This is a genomic window from Streptomyces sp. NPDC020958, from assembly GCF_055562175.1.
In genome coordinates, this window is the sequence record NZ_JBVHFU010000001.1 from 1156308 (window position 1) to 1177533 (window position 21226).

Here is a 21226-nt window from a genome sequence, read left to right on the forward strand (position 1 = left end):
TCAGTGCGACGTTGCCGGTGACCGGACGGTGTGGGCCGCTGACAGGTGACGGTCAGTGAGCCAGCACGGTAAGCATGCTGTGTACGGTGCTCGCAACGGCGTCGCGTGCGGGGCCCAGGTACTTGCGCGGGTCGGTCAGCGCAGGCAGCGAGTCCAGCGTGTCGCGTACGACCCGGGTCAGGGACATGTTGAGCGCCGTCCCGATGTTGATCTTCACGATGCCGGCTCGGACGGCGGAACGGAGTTCGCTGTCGGGAACTCCGGAGGAGCCGTGCAGCACCAGGGGCACCGGAACCGCTTCCCGGAGCCGTTCGATGAGTGCGTGGTCCAGCGTCGCCGACCGTTCGGTCATGGCGTGACTGCTGCCCACCGCGACCGCCAGGGCGTCCACGCCGGTACGCACCACATAGTCGACGGCTTCCGCCGGATCGGTGCGCACGCCGGCGGTGTGCGCGCTCGCGGGGGCGTCCGGCTTGCCTCCCACATGTCCCAGTTCGGCTTCCAGCCAGAGCCCCGCGTCGTGAGCCCACCGCGCCGCCGCAGCGGTGGCGGAGACGTTCTCTGCGTAGGGCAGGGCCCCGGCGTCGAACATCACGGAGGAGAAACCGCAGTCGGCCGCCTGGTGCAGCAGCTCCACGTCGGTCACGTGGTCGAGGTGCAGCGCGACCTCGACCGTGCTGGACCGGGCCATCGAGGCCGTCGCCAGAGCGAGCGGGAGGAGTTGGCCCCTGTGATACCGCACGGCGTTCTCGCTGATCTGCAGGATCACGGGCCGTTCGGCCGCCTCGGCGCCTGTGATGATGCCCTCGGCATGCTCCAGGGTGATGACGTTGAAAGCGGTGACGCTACGGCGCTCGGTCGCGGCGTGCGCGACCAACTCGCCGGTGGGGACCAGAGGCATGTGTGTGCTCCTCGCGCGGGGGCTGTCTGAACCTGCGATGTCCGTGTGCGGGGGTTCGGATCAGGCTGGCCCTGTGCGGCGGGCGTGATCCGAACCGGCGGAGAGCGGGGCCCACGGGCCTGCCGGCGGTGCCGAGGGAACCTGGGGCTCGGGGGTCTCTTCGTGCTTCTCGTCGGCGTACACCATCAGAGTGGATCCGCCGAGGGCGAGGACGATGCCGATGGCTCCCCAGGTCGTCGGCAGCGTCCGGTAGACGACCAGCGACAGCACGACGGTGAGGACGGGTGCCAGGGCGTTGGTGATCGGTGCGACGACGCTCGCCTTGCCGTGGCTGAGCGCCATGACGAGGAACAACGCGCCCACGGCGTTGAGGATCTGGGTGCCGGCGGTCAGTGCCGGCGCCTGCCATGGTGCGTCGGGCAGCCCTCCCAACATGACGACGGCCACGGGGACGAGCAGCAGACCGCTGACCGTCATCCACCCGAACGTGGTCGCGTCGTTGACGTCGGCAAGGGCGGCCTTGCGCATGAAGAAGGCCTGGGCGCCCCACGCCACGCAGATGAGGACGGACAGCAGCAGCCAGGACCCGGTGCCGGCCGAGCCGTGGTCGCCCGCGGGGATGCTGATGAGCACGACGGCGATCAGCGCGGCGACCACGCCGATGACGGCGAACTTCCGATCCGCTCCCTGAGCAGAGCCACCGCCATCAGGACGGTGATCACCGGGGAGAGCGAGACGACGGGGAAGACCAGGTAGGCGGTGCCGTTGGACAGCGCCTGGAACAGCAGGAGTTGACCGCCTGCCCCGGCGAGTCCCGCCGCGAGCCCGTAGACCGCGGCGACCGGCCGGCCGTCGAAGCGTTGCCGGCGCAGTGCGACCGCCGCAGGCAGCAGCATGGTGAAGGCCCAGATGACGTAGATCATCTCGTTGGGATAGCCGTACCCTTCGGTGGGCTGACTGGAGAACGCTCCCCAGACGCCCCAGAACAGCACCAGTAGCCCCGCGTACAGGATCCAGTTTCGTTGGTCACGCATGGTGGCTCTCCGTGGTGGTGAACTCCGAGGAGGAGCGCAGGGCGGCGATCGCCGCGGTGTCCAGAGGGGTTCCGGCGAGCTTCGCCGCGTAGAGGGCCGCGCCGACCACGGGCTCGAACAGGGGGCGGCGCAGTTCGTAGCGGGCGGAGCTGCCGCGGAGTCGGGTGGTGAACGCGTCGAGCACGGCGGCCGAGCGGAAGACGCCGCCCGAATAGGACACCGGGACGGGTTCGGCCGCGGCGAAGCCCAGCCGGCGTCGCGCACTGTCCACCAGCAGGGCCAGTTCCCGTCCGGCCTCGGTCAGGACGGCAGCGGCCTGCGCGTCGCCCACCCCGGCCGCCTCGACCACGAGGGGACTCAGCGAGGCGATCTCGCTGCGGTGTCCCTGCCACCGGTTGAGTACGACGTCGATGACCTCGAGGTCGGTGGTCAGATGGAGATGGTGGCGCAGGAGTTCCGCGAGCGGGCCCTCCGGCAGCCGGCCGTCACTCATCCGGGAGAACACGTTCAGCGCGCGGGCGGCGATCCAGTACGCCGATCCCTCGTCGCTGAACAGTTCGCTCCAGCCTCCGGTGCGCACACCGCGGCCCTGCCGCTCGCCGTAGGTCATCGATCCGGTGCCGCTGATGACGTTGATGCCGTCCACTGCGCCGAGCGAACCGGCCCAGCCGCAGATCATGTCGTTGTCGCACGCGTAGCGGCGGTGTCCCAGCACCTCGCCGGGGACGGCGTCCAGCGCGGCGACGTCGCCGGGGACCTCCCCGTACCCGGGCAGGCCCAGGAACGCGTAGGAGATGTCCGCGGGCGAGCTGCCCGCGCCCGCCGTCACTGCCCGGATTCCCTCGCGCAGAACCTGCGTGACGTGCTCCACGCCCCCCGTCCCGTTGTCCGCGAAGTAGTAGGCACCCCCCGCGGCGGCCCGGGCCCTGATCGCGCCCGCACGGTCGATGAGGCAGAAGGCCGTCTTGGTGCCTCCGCCGTCCACACCCAGAAACATCCTTGTTCTCCGCTCGGCTCTGTCGGCACGCTGTCAGGCGACGTCGTCGCCTCGCTGGGGGAGCGGATGCACGGTCACGCCCTGCACCACGCGGTTCACCTCTCCGGAGGGGAACGGGTTGTCGGGCCGGATGCCCCGGTGCAGGGACGCGCGCAGCGCGACCAGCTGGGCACACAGCACCGCGGGAAGGGCGAGCACGGTGTCGTCGACGCCGGCGAGCCCGGGCAGCAGCCAGGTGTCGTCGCCGGGGAGTCCGTCCCGCGACGCGGAGACGGCGACGACGCTGCCCTGCGGCAGCCCCGCGCGCAGTTCGGCGAGGATGTCGAGGTCGTAGCGGCGCGTGTAGGGGTCGTTCGACACGTAGACGACGACGGCTGTGCGGTCGTTCAGGACGGACTTGGGGCCGTGGCGGAAGCCGAGTGAGGACTCCGAGGACGCCACGAGCGCGCCTCCGGTCAGCTCCAGCAGCTTCAAGGCGGATTCCTGGGCCAGCCCCTTGAGTGCGCTGCTGCTGCCGAGGTACACCAGCCGTTCGGGTTCGCGGGCCAGCAACTCCTCGATCTGCCCGCCGAGTCCGCCCGTCGTGATGTGCTCGGCAGCCGCTGCCGGGGCCTCGATGGCGTCCGTGGTGAGCGCGCCCAGGGCGAGCAGGGATGCCAGGAGCATGCTGGTGAAGCTCGACGTCATGGCGAAGCCCTGGTCGTTCGACGCGGCGGGCATGAGCAGGACGTGCGAGGAGGCGCTCTCGCGGTGCAGGCGGGCCAGCCGGCCGGCGCTGTTGCAGGTGATGACGAGGTGGTGCACGTGTGCCAGGACCTGGTCCGCCAGCCGGGTCGCCGCGACACTCTCGGGGCTGTCGCCGGACCGGGCGAACGAGACCAGCAGCGTGGGGACGTCGTCGCGGAAGGACGCACAGGGATCGGCGACGATGTCGGTGGTGGAAACGGCATCGGTGCGGCGGCCGGTGGCGCGAGCGACCGCGGCCCGGACGACTTCTCCGGCGAAGGCCGAGGTACCGGCTCCCGTGAGGACGATCCGCAGGTCCTCGTCGGCGAGCAGGGGTGCCAGGAAGGCGTCCAGGGACGCGCGTCCGCCGGCGACGATCGCCCCGACCTCACGCCACACGTCGGGCTGCTGGATGATCTCGGCGGTGGTGTGGTCGGCCCCGCTGTCCTGAGGTACCGGGTCCTGGGCGGTGGTCTTCACGCGTACTCCTTGTCATGGGTTCGGCATGCACGGTCGTGGTCGCGCAGGACGTCACGGACGTGATCGACGACGAGGTCCCGCGAGCTCAGCGACCGCATGCGCCACTACTGGCCCGACCCCGCGATCGCCGCCGCGCAGGACCGGCTGTTCGCCAACCTCTCGGGCCTCGACACTCCGCTTCCGCTGCTCAGCGCCCAGACTGGTGGCAGCCATGCCTTCCAGCGTCTCGTGGGCCCCTCCCGGCACCGGAACCTCGGTTCCGATGACATGACGGAGGGTGCCGCCCAGAACGGCCCGCTCCAGCGGCAGGCCGTGCCCGGCGGCGATGCCGTGCACGAGTTCGCGGAAGTCTTCGGGCTGCATGCCGGTGCAGCCGCCGTACTGGTCGCCTGCTTTCTGGCGGCGGACCACTTCGTCCAAGGGGTGCCACATGATCGCTCCAGGGTTCACCGAAGCGCGTCAGACGCATCCACCGACGCGGCTCCGGAGACGTGACTGGAACGGTACTGGTCTCGTAAATGGCCGTCAATGGTCTGTTACTGGTATGGAACTGGTCTGCACGAAACTGGTATACCTCTGGTATGCCTTCTTCGGACCGTGGTCTCCCCCAAGGGCTGTTGAGCGGAGACGCCCTGCCGCTGTACTCCCAGGTCGCCGGACGCCTGCTGGCCGACATCGCGGAGAAAGGCGCCCGCCCGGGAGACCGACTGCCCTCGGAGCGGGCACTGGCCACCCGCTACGGCGTCTCGCGCGTCACGCTTCGCTCCGCCCTGAACGAGCTCGCGGAGCGCCACGTCATCGAGTCCGCGCCGGCCCGCGGCTGGTTCCTCGCCGAGGGCTACGGACGCGTCGCCCCCGCATCGCCTCCGCCTTCACCGGGCCGGGCGGCAGCCCAGTCGGTACAGGGCTTCGCCGACTACGCCGAACAACAGGGACTGCGGCTCCGTGACTCGGTCCTGGAGAGCGGGGTCCGTCCCGCCACGGTTCAGGAGTCCGAACAGCTGAGGGTCGGGCCGGGAGCCGCGCTCTTCGAGATGCGCCGACTGCGCTACCTGGACGACATCGTCGTGGTGCTGGAGCACAACCGGCTGCCGCTCGCACTGTGCCCGGAGCTCGCCGAGACGGACTTCACCACGCACACGCTCTTCGCCACACTCCGCAACGCCGACCCGCCCCAACTGCCCAAGGTCGCCGACTATTCCGTGGAGGCCCGCCACCCGACGGCGGAGGAACGGCGACTGCTCGAAATCACCGACTCGACTCCGGTGCTCGTCGCCACCCAGCTCGCCTTCAACCAGAACGGACAGCCCCTCGAACTCACCGCTGCCGCCTACCGCGGCGACCGGTACCACTTCCGGGCCTCCATCACGGGGTGAGTGCGGCCCGGGGCTGGGCGCTGTGGAAGTCCCTGCTGACCCTGACCGACCACGACCGCTTCCGTTGGCCGAGGCCACTCGACGGGCCCGGCCGGGCCCGTCGAACGGCGCGCAGTCAGATCGCGTTGACCGTCGCGGGGGCCCGCTCCACCCGGGTGAAAGCCCTCAGCAGCGCGGCCTGGCCGTGCCGCCGGGCGGCGAGCCGGACCAACAGCGCGACCACCGGGTCGAAGACCTCCTGGGGGAGCTCCGGGGCGGCCAGACCCACGCTGACGGCCAGATCGTCCATGTGCACGGCGAGTTCCAGCATCCGGGTGACCAGGAAATCGTCCAGACGCAGCGACCACCCCGTCTGCGGCAGGAACACGGCCTGCTCCCCGGAACACCCCGCGAGCCTGGTCTGCTGCTCGCCGAACGAGGTGCGGGCGAGCTTCGCCAACCACGACGCGCCCTGGGCCGCGACCCCCTCGCCCTTGGCCCGGATACCGGCGTTGACCTCCCCGTCCAGCGGCGCGTCGATCCAGGCGGCTCGGGCGTAGTGCTCCAGCAGCGGGATCGGCGGATCCTGGGGCGGGGGCTCCTGGGCGGAGTCGGGAACCTGCAGCGCAGCGCTGACACTGAGGATCTGGTACGCGAGGTGGCCGGCCAGCCCGCCGACCGTCAACTTGGCCAACGCACTGGGCTGTTCCCACGCCGCGGCGACTTCCGGCGCCTCCAGCAGTGCCAGTGTCCGTTCCGCGGCGCCCAGGTAGGCGTCTTGTAAGCTCATCAAGCCCTCCATGACAGAGCCCCCGGTTTCGAGAAGCTCTGTTCCATGGTCTCGGTAGCATGCGGCGCATGGCCATCCGACTTGAGAACGTGGGCATCGCCGTTCGCGATCTCGAAGCAGCGATCTCCTTCTTCACCGACCTCGGCCTCACGGTCGTCGGCCGCGACACGGTCAGCGGCGAGTGGGCCGACACCGCCGTCGGCCTGGACGGCAATCACGCCAGGATCGCCATGCTCCGGACGCCGGACGGCCACGGTCGCATCGAGCTGTTCGAGTACATCCACCCCGAAGCGATCGAGTCGGATCCCACTCGTCCGCACGACATCGGCATGCATCGCGTCGCCTTCTCCGTGGACGACATCGACGCAGCCCTCGAGATCGCCGCACGGCACGGATGCCGTCCGCTGCGCGGGGTGGCGACCTACGAGGACGTCTACAAGCTCACGTACGTCCGCGGCCCCAGCGGCATCCTCGTGATGCTCGCGCAGGAGCTGAAGAAGAACTGAGACCCACGGCCGAGGCCCTGGCCCCGGCCGTGGGCGGGTGTCAGCTCAGGGTGAGTTCCAGGACGGTGACGGAGAGCGGCGGCAAGGTGCTGGTGAACGTCGCCGCCGCCCCGGTGACGGTGGTCTTCCTGGGGATCAGCGCGGTGGGTTCGGTCAGGGTGTTGGTGGCGGTGGGCGACGGGCCCGTCAGGACGGTGGCGGTGGCCTTCCGCCTGACCCCCTTCGGCAGTCCCTTCAGTTCGATCGGCACGCTTGCCTGCTCCGTCCCGCAGTTGACGACCGCGAGGTAGAGGCGGTTCCCGGAGCGGGTGGCCACGGTGGCGAGGCCGGGCAGCGCGCGGGCGGTGGCCGGGAGGACCGTGCGGCCCAGGTTGCTCGTCAGCATCTGCTGCGCCCAGTAGCTGGGGGAGACGTAGCTGGTGAGGTTGTCGTAGGCGATCAGGTTGGTCGCCCACACGTTGTTGTTGACGTTGGAGAAGAGCGGCGCGTAGCACTCCATCAGCACCTGGTCCGAGTTGCGGATCAGGCCGGCCAGCCAGGCGGCGTCGCCCAGCGCGGCGTTCAGGTCGGGGGTGGGGCGCCCCTCCTGCGCGGCCCACTCGCCGACGAAGACCTTCGTCGAACCGCGGTCCCGGTTGTCGTACTTGTGGGTGGCGGCCTGCGCGGCGGACGGCGCGAGATAGTAGTGCTCGTCGATCAGGTCCGGGGTGCGGCTGGTCACGGTCGTCGTGGCGATCAGCTTCAGGTGCGGGTACTTCGCCTTGATCGCGTCGTGGAAGGCCGTGAACCGCGCGTCGTAGGACCCGGAGGAGTCGAAGAAGTCCTCGTTGCCGATCTCCACGTACTCCAGCGGGAACGGCTTCGGATGCCCGTCGGCGGCTCGTCTCGCGCCCCAGGTGCTGGTGACGGGGCCGGTGACGTACTCGATCTCGTCGAGCGCGTCCTGGACGAACGGGGCGAGCGCGTCGCCGGTGACGTGTTCGCCCTTCAGGGTGTAGCCGGCGAAGACGGCGAGGACGGGCTGCGCGTGCATGTCCTCGACCCATTCCAGGTATTCGAGGAGTCCGAGTCCGTCGGTGGACCAGTACCCCCAGGCGTCGTCCATGTGGCCGGGGCGCTCCCAGACCGGGCCGATGGTGTTCTTCCAGTCGAACCGCGTCGCGATGGTGTTGCCCTCGAGGAAGTTGCCGCCGGGGAAGCGCAGGAACTTCGGCTTCAGCGCGACCAGTTTCTCCATCAGGTCCACGCGCAGGCCGTTGGGGCGGTCGCGGTAGGTGGGTGGGAAGAGGGAGACGTGCTGGAGCCACAGGGTCTCGCCCGCGGCGGCGGGGTCGGCCGTGGTGACGGTGAGCCTCGCGTCTCCCACCACCGGGGTGCGTGACCCGGTGCGCAGGGTCAGCTCGAAGGGCCGGTCGCGGAACGCGGTACCGATGTGGGGTACCCGTGCGGAGGCGTACACCGTCGCGCCGTCCGCCGACTCGATCGCCACGGTCAGGGGGCCGACACGGCGCGACGCCTTGGCGAACAGACGGGCGGTGTAGGTGGTGCGGGGCCGTACGGGTATGCCCCAGAACCCGTCGTTGGCCACCCCGGCCCGGTTCCCGGCGCCGGTGCCGGCGGGCAGTACGACCTTCAGGGACCGCTTGAGGACCGCGTTGAGGGGCGTGCCGGTGTCGAGCGCGAGGGTCGTGCCGCCGACCGCGGACCAGTGCACAGGTGTGCTGTCGCTGGCCATCATCGAGCGGTTCTGGACCAGTTCGGCGTAGATGCCGCCCTCGCCGGAGTGGTTGATGTCCTCGAACATCAGGCCGGGCAGGATGGGGGACACGGCGTGCGCGGGGTGGGCCACGTCCACGCTCAGCAACGGTGTCGTGGTCTCCACCGGTACCCCGGCCAGCGTCGCGACCTGGTCGGAGGTGAGGGCGGCCGGGAACAGCCACACGTCGTCGATGAGACCGTGCCACTGGTCGACGTGCCCGCCGCCGTAGAGCGCGCGGCCTACGGCGGTGTCGCCGGTGCCGGCCCACCCCGCGGTGTAGGCGGTCTCCCCTTCGAGCACGCCGTCGACATACAGGCGGGTGACGCCCGCCGTGGGGTCGCTGACCCCGACCAGGTGGGTCCAGGTGCCGGTGGCGGGCGCCGAGGCGGCGGCCGCGACGGCGGCGGCCTGGGTGGCGTCCGAGGGGAGCCGGGCGAACGCGAAGGTCCCGGTGTCGTCGCGCAGCCCCAGGTAGAAGGCGCTGACGGACCTGCCGTCGATGCTGACGGCGGTCTGGTAGCCGCCCAGTTGGGCGAGGTTGACCCAGGCGGCCACCGAGAACGCCTTGGAGGTGTCCAGGGCCGGTCCGGAGGCGGTGGCGTTGCCGCCCGCCGTGAGGCTCAGGCTGTGGGCCCCGACCTTGCCGGTGTCCCAGCCGGCCGCACCCTGGAGGGTCGCGGGGTGACCGTTGCCCGAGGAGTCGGCGGCCGAAGTGCCGGAGCCCTCGTCGAAGCTCCAGTGCGCGGCCGCGGCGGGGAGTTCCGCGGCTGTGGCGGCCGCGGCTGTCTCACCGGGGCGTCCGGAGGCGGCGGCGGGTGCGGCGGCCGCGAAGGGTCCGGCCAGGGACGCGGCACCGAGGGCGGTCAGGACGGTTCTGCGGGACGGTCCGGCTGCTGAGGACATGCGGGGGTTCCTTTGCTCAAAAAAAGGTGGGAGCAGGCCGACGGTCCGCCGTCGGGGCGGACGGCGGGCCGTCGGCGCGTCGGGGTTCGGGTCAGGGGGCGATGTTCCACTGCTGGCAGGTGTTGTCGAGCTGCTGCCACTGGCGGACCGCGGTGCCGTTGGCCGTGCCGCAGTCGGCGACGTCCAGCGTCATACCGGTGTTGACGTTGGTGAGCGTGTAGTGGCTGCCGACCCTGGTGACGTCCCACTGCTGGCAGGTGTTGCCCAGCGAGGCCCACAACTGGACGGCCGTGCCGTTGCTCTGCCCGCAGTTCTTGTCGTCCAGGACCGTGCCGCTGTTGACGTTGGTGACGGTGTAGTGGCCGTTGCCCGCGCTCGTGAACCGCCACTGCTGGCAGGTGTTGCCGAGCGGGGCCCAGATGTCGATGGCGGTCCCGTTCGCCGTACCGCAGTTCACCGCGTCCAGGACCTTGCCGGAGTTGGTGTTGGTCAGCCGGTAGGCGGTGCCGGCGACCGGGAAGGCGGCGGTCGGGGTGGTGTAGCCGACGGACACGATGTTCGCCTGTACGGCGTTGTCGGCGGCGTCGGTGGGGTAGCCGGAGGTCATGACGCCCTCGAAGAAGGAGCCGTCGGACCCGTTGCTGTCGTCACCACCGGTGCCCAGGACGATGGCGCCCTCCTTGGACATCGGGGTGTACCCGCCGATGTCCGGCAGGGCTCCGCTGTACCAGGTGGTCAGGGAACCCGATCGGGCGTTGCCGCCCTTGATCGCGTAGGTCGTCGTGCCGTTGTTCTTCTCCAGCGCGGTGACGTACTCGCTGGAGTTTCCCTTGTTGCCGGTGTCGGAGCCGTTGGCGCCGGCGAACAGCCCGTTCTCCAGGTCGGCCTGGACCCACGGCCCCGCGCCGGAACAGGGGGAGAACCAGCACTCCGTGCCGAAGTTGATGGCGTCCATGTGGCCGTTGCCGGTGTCGTCGGTGGACGTCTCGGCGTTGCCGTAGTCGAAGCAGCACCGGTTGTTGACGTGGTGGCCGCTGGTGACCATGTACGCGCCCTCCGGGGAGCTGCCGGTGGCGATGCCCGTGGTGCTGTTGTCGCGGTAGCCGACGCCCGCGGACACGAAGACGCCGTACGCGGCGTGACCGCCCACCGTGACCGGCAGGGCGTCGGCGATCGCGCCGACGTCCTGCCCGCCGTTGCCGCCCGGCCCCTCGACGGTCAGGTCGTTGTGGTGGGAACTCTGGTCGTAGATCTTGGTGATGACGCAGGTCGTGCCGGAGCAGAAGGAGTCCTGCGCCGCCGCGTTGGCGTAACCGCCGGCGCTGAGGACGCCGATGTCGGTGGTCGCGCCGTCCGAGGCTCGCTTGACCTGGTAGAGGGAGCCCCCGTACGAGCCGTAGAGCGCCCGTGTGGTGCTGTGCGCCGCGGCGCACGGTGTCCCCGCGGCGGCGTAGATGTCGCAGGGCAGGGACGAAGCGGCCTGGGCCGTGCCCGCGAAGCCGACGGCGCCGGCCAGGATGCCCCCGACCAGGGTCAGGACCGCGCCCACCGTCAGCAGGAGTTCTCGCAGGCGCCGGCCTGTCACTCGACCTTTCACGGTGCACCTCTTCCGTCTTGAGTGCGCTAACAATTCGGCCCCTCGGGTGCGGTCATGCGTCCGGGCCAGGGGGACGGGCGATGGCCGTGGAGGTGGCCGGAAGGTCCACCGCTCCGGTTCGGGCTGCGTTACTGACTGCGTATCAGCAGGTCAAACGGGTTGATCAGGCCGGACACCGGAGACTCGTGCCGATGCCGTTCTCGCGTGGTCGGCGCGTGAACGACCGGTCTCACGACTCCGTCTTTTTACGGGGGGATGAATACGCGGTCAACACCGCCGAACAGTCAAGAGTGCGGAAACAAAAGCTGTGCAGTCTGTTTACCCAGGTGTGCCGTCATGCCCGCGGAGGCCGCGCACGGAGTGCGTAACGCCAGTTCAGAACCGGATTCAGGGCATCGTGAGCGGCCGGGAGACCGCCGGAGCACAGGGCCGCAACAGCCTTGACCCCCTCGGAATGTGTGCGCTAACAATTCGTCACGGCCCGCCGCTCCCACCGGAGAAGCAGCCCGATCCGACACCTGACGGCGCGTGAGGAGGGGGAGCATGGACGGCGATCGCGCACCTGTGATGACGGACGTGGCCCGGATCGCGGGCGTCTCGCAACAGACGGTCTCACGGGTCCTCAACGACCACCCGAACGTGCGGCCCGCCACCCGGGAGCGGGTGCTCGCCGCCGTCCGCGAGCTCGGCTACCGACCCAACGCCGCCGCCCGCACCCTGGCGACCCGGCGCACCCGCACCCTGGGCGTGATCAGCTTCAACACCACGCTCTACGGCCCGGCCTGCATGCTCTACGGCATCGAACAGGCGGCCAGACAGCACGAGTACTTCGTCATCGTGGCGGCCGTCGGCACCCTCGACCGGCGTTCGGTGCTGGACGCCGTCGACCGGCTGCGGGACCAGGGCGTGGAGGGGATCGTCGTCATCGCACCGCAGACCGCGGCGGTGGGCGCCCTGGCGAGCGTGCCGGCGGACGTCCCCCTGGTCGCCGTCGGCTGCGGCACCCACACGGCACTGGCCTCGGTCGCCGTGGACAACGAGGCGGGTGCCGAGCTCGCCACCTCCTACCTGCTCGACCTAGGTCATCGCACGGTGCACCACCTGGTCGGGCCGCGCTCCTGGCTCGACGCGCAGGAACGCGAGGCCGGCTGGCGCGGCACGCTGGAGAAGCGGGGGGCTCCCGTGCCCGCCCCGCTGGCCGGTGCCGACTGGACGGCCCGTACCGGATACGAGCACGGCCTCAGGATCGCCGCCGACCCCGAGGTCACGGCCGTGTTCTGTGCCAACGACCACCTGGCACTCGGCCTGCTGCGGGCCCTGCAACAGGCCGGTCACCGGGTGCCCGAGGACATCAGCGTCGTCGGGTTCGACGACATGCCGGAGGCCGAGTACTTCGGCCCCTCACTGACCACCGTCCGCCAGGACTTCGACGAACTCGGCCGGCGTGCCCTGCGGGCGCTGATCGAGATCGTCGGCGACCCGGACGTGGGGATCCCGGCGTCCGGCGAGACACCCCACATCGTCATACCGCCCAGTCTCGTGGTGCGGACCTCGGCGACCCGCGCCCGCCACCGAAAAGGGAGTACGAGATGACAGCCGCACCGGCAGCGTGACCACGAAGATTCCGGCCGTGACCACCGCCAAGCACCGACTCCCGGGTGATCAGGGCCCGTTGTGAGCGACGCGCGGTGAGCGGAGCCGGGCACCGGCCGAGGGCGACCGGCCGTGACGGCCACCGGTCACGTCACGACAGCTCCGCCCCGGCCCAGCGCCTCGAACGACCGGCCACGCGTCCTGAATGACCGTCAGGCCCCGGACTCGGCGCCCGAACGCCCGCAGCGCGCCCGGCCCGACCGGCCACCGCCGACCACCACGGCGCCCGCCACCACGCACCTCTCCCGAGGGACGGCCAGACCGTCCGGCTGCCGACCGGGCTCCGGCATGCCCGCGGACCGGTGCGGCCACCGCCCACCCCCGACACGCCACCAAGACACCGGACAAGCCCGCACACCGGCGAACCGCCGGCCCGCCCGACCTCCACCCGTCACGTCACCCGTCACGTCACCCCGTCACGTCACCCCGTCACGTCCAGAAGGGCACTGATCAACCATGTCCCGTAGCAGAACGTCCCGTATCGCGGTCGTCGCGACCGCTGTGATCATCTCGCTCGCCGCCGCGGGCTGCTCCAAGAACTCGGGAAGCTCCACCTCCACCGGCTCGGGCGGCTCGTCGAGCTCCGCGGGCGCCGGCGCGGCCCCGGTCAAGCTGGCCGGTTCGGTCACCTTCAACCAGGCCAACCTCGCCAAGCTCGACGCGGCGCTGAAGTCCGCGCTGGCGGGCAAGGACCTGTCCAAGGTCGACATCGCGATGGTCGTGAACGTGGCCGCCGACTACTGGAAGGCCGGCCAGGTCGGCTTCCTCAAGGGCTGCTCCGACCTCGGCATCGCGAAGAGCAAGTGCACGTACTTCGCCCCGCCCAACGGCAAGCTGACCGAGCAGAACTCCGAGCTGGAGACCCTGCGCTCGCAGGGCGTCACCGGCTACTCGATCTCGGCGATCGACCCGACCTCGGCCGCGGGGACCATCCACACCGACGTCCAGAAGGGCATCAGCGTCCTCGCCATCGACTCGCCGCTGCCCGGCACCGACGCCGCCTCGCTCTACCTGGGCACCCCGAACTACACCGCCGGCTTCCAGGCGGGCACCGCGATGAAGCAGGTGCTGGGCGGCAAGGGCAAGGTGGCGATCCTGGTCGGCTCGCTCACCGCGTCCAACGCCACCCAGCGCATCCAGGGCTTCGAGGACGCGCTCAAGGGCACCCAGATCACCGTCGCCCAGAAGGTCAACGACAACCTCCAGGCCAGCACGGCGACTTCGGACGCCGAGACCATCCTCGCCAACAACCCCGACGTCAACGGCCTGTACGGCGTCTACTCCTACGACGGCCCCGCGCTGGCACAGGCGGTGACCTCGGCGGGCAAGACGGCCTCGGTGCACATCGTCTCGGACGACTCCGACGCCCAGACACTGAAGTTCATCCAGTCCGGCGTGATCTCGGGCACCGTCGTGCAGATGCCGTACCAGCAGGGCTACACCGGGGCGTACATCCTGGCCGCGGAGAAGGTGCTCGGCAAGGACAAGACGATGGCACTCGTCAAGCCCTACCTGGAGAAGGACGGTTCGACCCTGAGCTCCGGCGTCGGCCTGGTCACCAAGTCCGACCTGAGCGCCTACCAGTCCCTCGAGTCGCAGCTCGGGATCGGCTGAGCATGACGGCTCCGGAGAACGCCCCGAGCCGCGCGGTCACCGCGCGGCTGCGGGGGGTGCACAAGTCCTACGGACCCGTGCGCGTCCTGGACCTGCCCGAACTCGACCTCTACGCCGGTCAGGTGGTCGGCGTGGTCGGCGAGAACGGCGCCGGGAAGTCCACGCTGATGGGCACGCTGGCCGGATCGGTCCACCGGGACGGCGGCGACATCCTGATCGACGGCGAGCCGCTCGTCGCCGGGTCGACCGAGGCGGCCGGTCAGCTCGGCATCGCCATGGTCTCCCAGGAGTTCCCGCTGGTCGGACAGCTGTCGGTGGCGGAGAACCTGCTGCTGGGCCGCCGCCCGCGCGCGTCCAGGCGGCGGTTCCTGGTGGACGGAGCCGCACAGCGGGCCGAGGCGAAGGCGATGCTCGCGGAGATCGGCCTGTCCGCGAAGACGATCCCGGTGGGCCGGGAGGTCCGCACCCTGCCGGTGCCGACCCGGCAGATGATCGAGATCGCCAAGGCCTGGGGCCGCGAGCCCAAGCTGCTGATCCTGGACGAGCCGACCTCCTCCCTCGGGCCGGTCGAGGCCGAGATGGTGCTGGGGCTGGCCCGGCAGCTGGCCGAACGCGGCGGCACGGTGCTGTTCATCGGGCACCGGCTCGACGAGGTCCGGGAGGTCAGCGACCGTGTCCTGGTGCTGCGCAACGGCCGGCTGGTGGCCGACCTCGAACCCGCGGAGGCCACCGAGGAACGGCTGATCCGGGAGATGGTCGGCGGCGAGGTCGCGCAGGGCGAACCGAAGGCACCGCCGGCCGGCAGCCCGGTCCTGTTGCAGGTCGAGGGCGTGACCGCGGACGGTCTCGGACCGGTCGACCTGGAGGTGCGCGAGGGCGAGATCCTGGGCGTGGCCGGGCTGATGGGCTCGGGCCGCAGCCGCCTGGTCCACACGATCGCGGGCGCGCAGCCCTCGACGGGCGGCCGGATGCGGCTGGGCGGCGCGTCGTACCACCCGAAGGGCGCGGGCGACGGGGTGGCGGCCGGGATCGCGCTGATCCCCGAGGACCGCAAGGAACAGTCCCTGGTCCTCTTCGCGTCGATCCGCTCCAACGTCGTCGTATCGGTGCTCAAGCGGATCAGCAGCCGGGGCCTGCTCGGACCGGGCCGGGAACGCGCCGAGGCCCGGAAGATCACCGAGAACGTCAACGTGCGGATGCAGTCGGTGGAGCAGCCGATCGGCTCGCTGTCCGGCGGCAACCAGCAACGCGCCATCTTCGGCCGGGCGTTCGCCGCCGAGCCGCGCCTGCTGCTGCTCGACGAGCCGACGCGCGGGGTGGACGTGGGCGCGAAGGCGGAGATCTACCAGCTGATCGACCGTGCGGCCCAGGAAGGCCTGGGCGTCGTGGTCGCCTCCTCCGAACTGGAGGAACTGCTCTGGATCTGCCACCGCATCGCGGTGATGAACCACGGTCGGGTCGCCACGGTCATCGACCGGGCCGACGCCACCAAGGAACGGATCATGACGGCCGCGGCCGGAACACCCTCGGACGGGCCGCAGGGGTCCGCTCGGGAAACGACCGACCAGGAACACCTCACGAACGGAGCCACAGCATGAGCGCGCAGAGCACGCTCGCCCCCGAGGAGGCCGCGCCGAAGCAGCGTCCGGCCGTGTCCCACCTGGCCCGCAAGCTCGCCGCCTCCCCGGAGGCCGGCGTCATCATCGCCTGTGTGCTGGTGTTCGCCGGGATCGCCGCCAACGCCGACACGTACACCGCCGTGGGCAACCTCCAGGTGATGGGCCGGGACCTGTCCCAGGTCGGCATCCTGGCGATCGGCGAGTCACTGGTCATCCTGACCGGCGGCATCGACCTGTCGGTGGGCGCGCTGGCCGGCCTGGCGGGCATCCTGGCCGCCTGGTTCAACGTCAACGAGGGCATGCCCGCGCCCCTCGCCATCCTGTTCACCCTGGTGATCTGCGGCGCGGTCGGTCTCTGGCACGGGGTCATGGTCACCCGTCTCAACGTGCCGCCCTTCGTGATCACCCTGGTCACCTACACGGTCGCCCAGGGCACCGCGCTCGCGATCACCAGTGGCTCGCCCATCAACAACCTCGACCCGATGTTCAGCAACCTGAGCCAGTACTACATCGGCGAGGTCCCGGTCCCCGCGCTGTTCTTCGTCGGCGCGGCCGCCGTCGCCTGGTTCGTGCTGGAACGCACCTACGTGGGCCGGCAGATCTATGCGGTCGGCGGCAACAAGGAGGCCGCCCGGCTGGCCGGCATTCCGACCGCCCGCCGGATCACCTCCACCTACATCGCCAGCGCGGTGCTCGCCGGTGTGGTGGGCGTCCTGGTGATCGGCCGCATGAACGTGGCCGACCCGTCGGTCGGCGCCGGCTGGGAACTGACCGCGATCGCCGCCGCGGTGGTCGGCGGGATGTCGCTGTCCGGCGGTGAGGGCCGCATCGCCGGCATCGCGGCCGGCGCGATCCTGCTGGAGTTCATCACCAACGGTCTGCTCGCGCTCAAGGTCAGCCCCTACGACCAGCAGGTCGTACAGGGCGCGGTCCTCGGCGTCGCCATCCTGCTCGACCGGGCACGCGCCCGATACTTCGGCAGGAGCCGCGCCTAGCACCCGCTCGGCTCCGCGGACCAGGGCGTACGAAGCCCGGTCGGCGTCGGCACCCGACCGAACGACGGTCGGCATATCGAATACCGCTGTGTGGAGGAGGCTGATGGTGAACGCCGGGGACGAGACTGCGGGGAACCCCGAACTCTGCGTCGTGGGAGTGGACTTCGGGACGCTGTCGGGACGGGCCGTGGTGGTCCGCGTCCGGGACGGCGCGGAACTGGGCACGGCCGAGCACGCGTACCGGCACGCGGTCCTGGACCGGGAGCTGCCGGACGGCCCCCGGCTGCCACCGGACTGGGCCCTGCAGGTGCCGTCGGACTACGTCGACGTGTTGCGGCACGCGGTGCCCGAGGCGCTCGCGGCCGCCGGTGTGCGGTCCGAGCACGTGATCGGCGTCGGCACGGACTTCACCGCCTGCACGGTGCTGCCGGTGCTCGCCGACGGCACTCCCCTGTGCGAACTGCCCGAGTACACGGGCCGCCCGCACGCCTACGTCAAGCTGTGGAAGCACCACGCCGCCCAGGCCCAGGCCGACCGGATCAACGCGCTGGCCGCCGAGCGCAAGGAGCCGTGGCTGGGGCGGTACGGCGGGAAGATCTCCTCGGAGTGGGAGTTCGCCAAGGCGCTGCAGGTCCTGGAGGAGGACCCGGAGATCTACCGGCGCACCGAACGCTGGGTGGAGGCCGCCGACTGGATCGTGTGGCGGCTGTGCGGGACGTACGTCCGCAACGCCTGCACGGCGGGGTACAAGGGCCAGTACCAGGACGGTGCCTACCCGTCCCGGGAGTACCTCGCCGCCCTGAACCCGGGCTTCGCGGACTTCGTCACCGAGAAACTCGACCAGCCGATCGGCGAACTGGGCGCGAGGGCCGGGCATCTGACGGCCGAGGCCGCGGCCTGGACGGGACTGCCGGAGGGCATCGCGGTCTGCGTGGGCAACGTGGACGCACATGTCACGGCACCCGCGGCGGGAGCCGTGGAGCCCGGCCAGATGGTGGCCATCATGGGCACCTCCACCTGCCATGTGATGAGCTCCGACCAGCACGGCACGGTCCCCGGCATGTGCGGGGTCGTCGACGGCGGCATCCTGCCCGGCCTGTGGGGCTACGAGGCCGGACAGAGCGGTGTCGGAGACATCTTCGGCTGGTTCGCGCGCACCGGCCTGCCCGCCGGGTACGCCGAAGAGGCGGCCGCGCTGGGCCGGGACCCGCACGAGCACCTGACGGCGCTCGCGGCCGGACAACGGGTGGGCGAGCACGGCCTGATCGCGTTGGACTGGCACAGCGGCAACCGCTCCGTGCTCGTCGATCACGATCTGAGCGGCGCGGTCGTGGGACTGACCCTCTCGACCCGGCCGGAGGACGTCTACCGCGCGCTGCTGGAGGCGACGGCGTTCGGCACCCGCACCATCATCGACGCCTTCGAGACCTCCGGGGTCCCGGTCGGGGAACTCGTCATCGCCGGCGGACTGACGAAGAACGCGCTGCTGATGCAGATCTACGCGGACGTCACCCGCCGCCCGCTGGGCGTCATCGCCTCCACCCAGGGTCCCGCCCTCGGCGCGGCGATGCACGCCGCGGTGGCGGCCGGGGCGTACCCCGACATCAAGGCCGCCGCCCGGTCCATGGGCAAGGCCGACCGAGGTGTGTACCGGCCGGACGCGGACCGCGCCGCGGCCTACGACCGCCTCTACGAGGAGTACCGGCTGCTGCACGACTACTTCGGGCGCGGCGCCAACGACGTCATGCACCGCCTGCGCCGCATCCGCGCCGAGGCGTCCGCCTGAGCGCCCCCTTCGCCCGCCCGCACTGCGCTCCACCGACCCGCCCGCGCCCCGCTCCACCGAAAGGAACCGTCATGACCGCCCCCGAAAAGGCGTCCGCAGGCCAGGAGATCTGGTTTCTCACCGGCAGCCAGGCACTGTACGGCGAGGAAGTGCTGGACCAGGTCGCCCACCAGTCCCGGACGATCACCGAGAGACTCGACGCGGCCGACCCGATCCGGCTGCGGATCGTGTGGAAGCCGGTCCTCACCGACGCCGAGTCGATCCGGCGGCTGTGCCAGGAGGCCACCGCCTCCGACCACTGCGTGGGCGTGATCGTGTGGATGCACACCTTCTCCCCGGCCAAGATGTGGATCGCCGGCCTGAGCGCGCTGGACCGGCCCGTGCTGCACCTGCACACCCAGTACAACCTGTCGCTGCCCTGGTCGAGCATCGACATGAACTTCATGAACCTCAACCAGGCCGCGCACGGCGACCGCGAGTTCGCCCACATCGAGTCCCGGCTCGGCATCGAACGCAAGATCGTCGCAGGGCACGCCACCGATCCGAGGGTCGTCGCCCGCGTCGCCGCCTGGGCCCGCGCCGCCGCCGGCCGGCACGCCGCCCGCACCCTGCGCCTGGCCCGCTTCGGCGACAACATGCGCGACGTCGCCGTGACCGAGGGCGACAAGGTCGAGGCCCAGCTCCGCTTCGGCTTCTCCGTGAACACCTACGGCGTGAACGACCTGGTCGCCGCCGTGGACGCCGTCGACGACAAGGCGGCCGCCGACCTCGCCGCCGAGTACATCGAGTCGTACGACATGGTCCCGGCCCTGCGCCCCGGCAACATCCGCCACGACTCCCTGCTCTACGCCGCCCGCCAGGAGATCGGCCTGCGCACCTTCCTCACCGAGGGCGGCTTCACCGCCTTCACCACCAACTTCGAGGACCTCGGCGGCCTGCGCCAGCTGCCCGGACTCGCCGTCCAGCGCCTCATGGCCGACGGCTACGGCTTCGGCGGCGAAGGCGACTGGAAGACCTCCGCCCTGCTCCGCGTGATGAAGGTGATGGGCCAGGGGCAGCCCGGCGGCAGCACCTTCATGGAGGACTACACCTACCACCTCGGCCCCGGCACCCCGCGCATCCTCGGCGCCCACATGCTGGAGGTCTGCCCCTCCGTCGCGGCCGACCGGCCCCGGTGCGAGATCCACCCGTTGTCCATCGGCGGCCGCGAGGACCCCGTCCGTCTCGTCTTCGACGCCGCCGAGGGCCCCGCCGTCGTCGTCGGCCTCTCCGACCTCGGCGACCGCTTCCGGCTGACCGCCAACGAGGTCGACGTCGTGCCCCTCACCGAACCCGTGCCCCAACTGCCCGTCGCCCGGGCCGTGTGGAAGCCGCGCCCCTCGCTCGCGGAATCGGCCGAGAGCTGGCTGCTGGCCGGCGCCCCGCACCACACCGTGCTCAGCTCGGCCGTCGACATCGAGACCCTGACCGACTACGCCGCCATGACCGGCGTCGAACTGCTCACCATCGGAGCGGGCACCACGGTGGAGCAACTCGCCAAGGAGATCCGCTGGAACGCCGCCTACCACCGACTCGCCCAGTCCCTGTGACGCGGCACCGGCCCGAAGGAGATGGACCCATGAGCACCACCGTCCGCGACGGCCTGCGGCAGGAGGTCCTGGCGGCCAACCTCGCCCTTCCCCAGGCCGGCCTCGCCACCCTCACCTGGGGCAACGTCAGCGGAGTCGACCGCGAGGCAGGGGTGTTCGTCATCAAGCCCTCCGGCGTCCCCTACGAGGACCTCACCCTCGACCACCTGGTCACCGTCCGCCTCTCGGACGGCGCCGTCGTCGAGGGCGACCTGCGTCCCTCCACCGACACCGAGACCCACCGCTGCCTCTACCTGGCGTTCCCCTCCGTCGGCGGGGTCACCCACACGCACTCCACCCACGCCGTCGCCTTCGCCCAGGCCCACCGCGACATACCGGTGCTCGGCACCACCCACGCCGACACCTTCAACGGCCCCGTCCCCGTCACCCGCGACCTCACCGCCGAGGAATGCGTGAAGGACTACGAGTACAACACCGGCCGCGTCATCGTGGACACGCTCAAGGACGACCGGAGGGCGGCGGAGGTCCCCGCCGCCCTCGTCGCCGGCCACGGCCCCTTCACCTGGGGCGCCACCGCCCGCAAGTCCCTGGAACACGCGATCATCTGCGAGGCCGTCGCCGACATCGCCCTGCACACCCTGTCCCTGTCCCCGGCGTCCCCACCGCCCCCGCACCTCCTCGACCGCCACTACACCCGCAAACACGGCCCCGACGCCTACTACGGCAACCCGGACGTGACGTCGACACCCGGATGACCGCTGCGCGCGGCAGGGCTTCCCATGGGCTATGATTGATCTTGAGGCGGTCACCGAACCCGGTCGGCTGCTGCCGCGTCGGTGGTCCAAGGAAAGACACCCCGCTTCCTGCGGGGAAATGCAGGTGCAAGGCCTGCCCGGCGCTCGGTCACGGAGCCCGTCCGCAC

General features: G+C 70.9%; 17 protein-coding genes and 1 pseudogene. 9 read left to right on the forward strand and 9 right to left on the reverse strand.

What is annotated here, in order from left to right:
- Positions 1–52 precede the first annotated feature (52 nt).
- The 6 genes and pseudogenes from ACZ3KP_RS05245 to ACZ3KP_RS05270 form a co-directional block, all read right to left on the reverse strand.
- Positions 53–901: a class II fructose-bisphosphate aldolase gene (locus ACZ3KP_RS05245; RefSeq protein WP_467496498.1), complete on the reverse strand. Its 849-nt coding sequence runs from the start codon at positions 899–901 to the stop codon at positions 53–55.
- Positions 902–961: 60 nt separating this feature from the next.
- On the reverse strand, positions 962–1558 hold the full coding sequence (locus tag ACZ3KP_RS05250; RefSeq protein ID WP_467496500.1) for an EamA family transporter: 597 nt from the start codon (positions 1556–1558) through the stop codon (positions 962–964).
- Positions 1543–1935 (reverse strand): EamA family transporter, encoded by a 393-nt coding sequence (locus ACZ3KP_RS05255; protein ID WP_467496501.1) that lies wholly within the window; start codon positions 1933–1935, stop codon positions 1543–1545. The genes ACZ3KP_RS05250 and ACZ3KP_RS05255 overlap by 16 nt, the downstream gene beginning before the upstream one ends.
- Positions 1928–2920 carry a BadF/BadG/BcrA/BcrD ATPase family protein gene (locus ACZ3KP_RS05260; protein ID WP_467496503.1) on the reverse strand — a complete coding sequence of 331 codons (993 nt, stop codon included), beginning with the start codon at positions 2918–2920 and terminating at the stop codon, positions 1928–1930. The genes ACZ3KP_RS05255 and ACZ3KP_RS05260 overlap by 8 nt, the downstream gene beginning before the upstream one ends.
- 45 nt (positions 2921–2965) lie before the next feature.
- Positions 2966–4138: an SIS domain-containing protein gene (locus ACZ3KP_RS05265; RefSeq protein ID WP_467496505.1), complete on the reverse strand. Its 1173-nt coding sequence runs from the start codon at positions 4136–4138 to the stop codon at positions 2966–2968.
- 291 nt (positions 4139–4429) lie between these two features.
- Positions 4430–4570: pseudogene (locus tag ACZ3KP_RS05270) on the reverse strand (tagatose-bisphosphate aldolase); the annotation flags it as partial.
- Positions 4571–4719: 149 nt separating this feature from the next.
- Between ACZ3KP_RS05270 and ACZ3KP_RS05275 the strand changes: the two are divergent.
- Positions 4720–5514: a GntR family transcriptional regulator gene (locus tag ACZ3KP_RS05275; protein WP_467496507.1), complete on the forward strand. Its 795-nt coding sequence runs from the start codon at positions 4720–4722 to the stop codon at positions 5512–5514.
- Between the two features lie 115 nt (positions 5515–5629).
- Here ACZ3KP_RS05275 and ACZ3KP_RS05280 read toward each other — a convergent pair whose 3' ends face one another.
- Positions 5630–6283, reverse strand: a complete 654-nt coding sequence (locus tag ACZ3KP_RS05280) for a maleylpyruvate isomerase N-terminal domain-containing protein (protein ID WP_467496509.1) — start codon at positions 6281–6283, stop codon at positions 5630–5632.
- Between the two features lie 68 nt (positions 6284–6351).
- Here ACZ3KP_RS05280 and ACZ3KP_RS05285 point away from each other — a divergent pair, with 68 nt between their 5' ends.
- On the forward strand, positions 6352–6789 hold the full coding sequence (locus tag ACZ3KP_RS05285) for a VOC family protein (RefSeq protein ID WP_132890881.1): 438 nt from the start codon (positions 6352–6354) through the stop codon (positions 6787–6789).
- A 40-nt stretch (positions 6790–6829) separates the two neighbouring features.
- Here the strand turns inward: ACZ3KP_RS05285 and ACZ3KP_RS05290 are convergent, their stop codons facing one another.
- Together ACZ3KP_RS05290 and ACZ3KP_RS05295 are read right to left on the reverse strand one after the other, a co-directional pair.
- Positions 6830–9451 carry an alpha-L-arabinofuranosidase C-terminal domain-containing protein gene (locus tag ACZ3KP_RS05290; protein WP_467496511.1) on the reverse strand — a complete coding sequence of 874 codons (2622 nt, stop codon included), beginning with the start codon at positions 9449–9451 and terminating at the stop codon, positions 6830–6832.
- A 91-nt stretch (positions 9452–9542) separates the two neighbouring features.
- Complete coding sequence (locus ACZ3KP_RS05295) at positions 9543–11036, reverse strand: arabinofuranosidase catalytic domain-containing protein (protein WP_467496513.1); 1494 nt, start codon at positions 11034–11036, stop codon at positions 9543–9545.
- Between the two features lie 555 nt (positions 11037–11591).
- On the opposite strand from ACZ3KP_RS05295, the gene ACZ3KP_RS05300 reads away from it, so the two are divergent.
- From ACZ3KP_RS05300 to araD, 7 genes are all read left to right on the forward strand, one after another.
- Positions 11592–12641: a LacI family DNA-binding transcriptional regulator gene (locus tag ACZ3KP_RS05300; protein ID WP_467496515.1), complete on the forward strand. Its 1050-nt coding sequence runs from the start codon at positions 11592–11594 to the stop codon at positions 12639–12641.
- A 516-nt stretch (positions 12642–13157) separates the two neighbouring features.
- Positions 13158–14315 (forward strand): substrate-binding domain-containing protein, encoded by a 1158-nt coding sequence (locus tag ACZ3KP_RS05305; protein WP_358985127.1) that lies wholly within the window; start codon positions 13158–13160, stop codon positions 14313–14315.
- 2 nt (positions 14316–14317) lie between these two features.
- Positions 14318–15913 carry a sugar ABC transporter ATP-binding protein gene (locus ACZ3KP_RS05310; protein WP_467496517.1) on the forward strand — a complete coding sequence of 532 codons (1596 nt, stop codon included), beginning with the start codon at positions 14318–14320 and terminating at the stop codon, positions 15911–15913.
- Positions 15910–16929: an ABC transporter permease gene (locus ACZ3KP_RS05315; protein WP_360566291.1), complete on the forward strand. Its 1020-nt coding sequence runs from the start codon at positions 15910–15912 to the stop codon at positions 16927–16929. The genes ACZ3KP_RS05310 and ACZ3KP_RS05315 overlap by 4 nt, the downstream gene beginning before the upstream one ends.
- Before the next feature lie 103 nt (positions 16930–17032).
- A complete protein-coding gene (gene araB, locus ACZ3KP_RS05320) occupies positions 17033–18715 on the forward strand; it encodes a ribulokinase (protein ID WP_467496520.1) in 1683 nt (560 codons plus the stop codon).
- Between the two features lie 71 nt (positions 18716–18786).
- The gene (gene araA / locus ACZ3KP_RS05325) at positions 18787–20304 is read left to right on the forward strand and encodes an L-arabinose isomerase (protein WP_467496522.1); all 1518 of its coding nucleotides are present in this window, start codon (positions 18787–18789) and stop codon (positions 20302–20304) included.
- Positions 20305–20333: 29 nt separating this feature from the next.
- The gene (gene araD / locus ACZ3KP_RS05330) at positions 20334–21059 is read left to right on the forward strand and encodes an L-ribulose-5-phosphate 4-epimerase AraD (protein ID WP_467496524.1); all 726 of its coding nucleotides are present in this window, start codon (positions 20334–20336) and stop codon (positions 21057–21059) included.
- The last annotated feature ends 167 nt before the right edge of the window (positions 21060–21226 follow it).

Excerpts from the sequence above, each read along its gene's own strand:
- ACZ3KP_RS05245 (WP_467496498.1), bottom strand. The coding sequence starts at position 901 with ATGCCTCTGGTCCCCACCGGCGAGTTGGTCGCGCACGCCGCGACCGAG.
- ACZ3KP_RS05255 (WP_467496501.1), bottom strand. The coding sequence starts at position 1,935 with ATGCGTGACCAACGAAACTGGATCCTGTACGCGGGGCTACTGGTGCTG.
- ACZ3KP_RS05275 (WP_467496507.1), top strand. The coding sequence starts at position 4,720 with ATGCCTTCTTCGGACCGTGGTCTCCCCCAAGGGCTGTTGAGCGGAGAC.
- ACZ3KP_RS05280 (WP_467496509.1), bottom strand. The coding sequence starts at position 6,283 with ATGAGCTTACAAGACGCCTACCTGGGCGCCGCGGAACGGACACTGGCA.
- ACZ3KP_RS05285 (WP_132890881.1), top strand. The coding sequence starts at position 6,352 with ATGGCCATCCGACTTGAGAACGTGGGCATCGCCGTTCGCGATCTCGAA.
- ACZ3KP_RS05290 (WP_467496511.1), bottom strand. The coding sequence starts at position 9,451 with ATGTCCTCAGCAGCCGGACCGTCCCGCAGAACCGTCCTGACCGCCCTC.
- ACZ3KP_RS05300 (WP_467496515.1), top strand. The coding sequence starts at position 11,592 with ATGGACGGCGATCGCGCACCTGTGATGACGGACGTGGCCCGGATCGCG.
- ACZ3KP_RS05305 (WP_358985127.1), top strand. The coding sequence starts at position 13,158 with ATGTCCCGTAGCAGAACGTCCCGTATCGCGGTCGTCGCGACCGCTGTG.
- ACZ3KP_RS05310 (WP_467496517.1), top strand. The coding sequence starts at position 14,318 with ATGACGGCTCCGGAGAACGCCCCGAGCCGCGCGGTCACCGCGCGGCTG.
- ACZ3KP_RS05315 (WP_360566291.1), top strand. The coding sequence starts at position 15,910 with ATGAGCGCGCAGAGCACGCTCGCCCCCGAGGAGGCCGCGCCGAAGCAG.
- araB (WP_467496520.1), top strand. The coding sequence starts at position 17,033 with ATGGTGAACGCCGGGGACGAGACTGCGGGGAACCCCGAACTCTGCGTC.
- araA (WP_467496522.1), top strand. The coding sequence starts at position 18,787 with ATGACCGCCCCCGAAAAGGCGTCCGCAGGCCAGGAGATCTGGTTTCTC.
- araD (WP_467496524.1), top strand. The coding sequence starts at position 20,334 with ATGAGCACCACCGTCCGCGACGGCCTGCGGCAGGAGGTCCTGGCGGCC.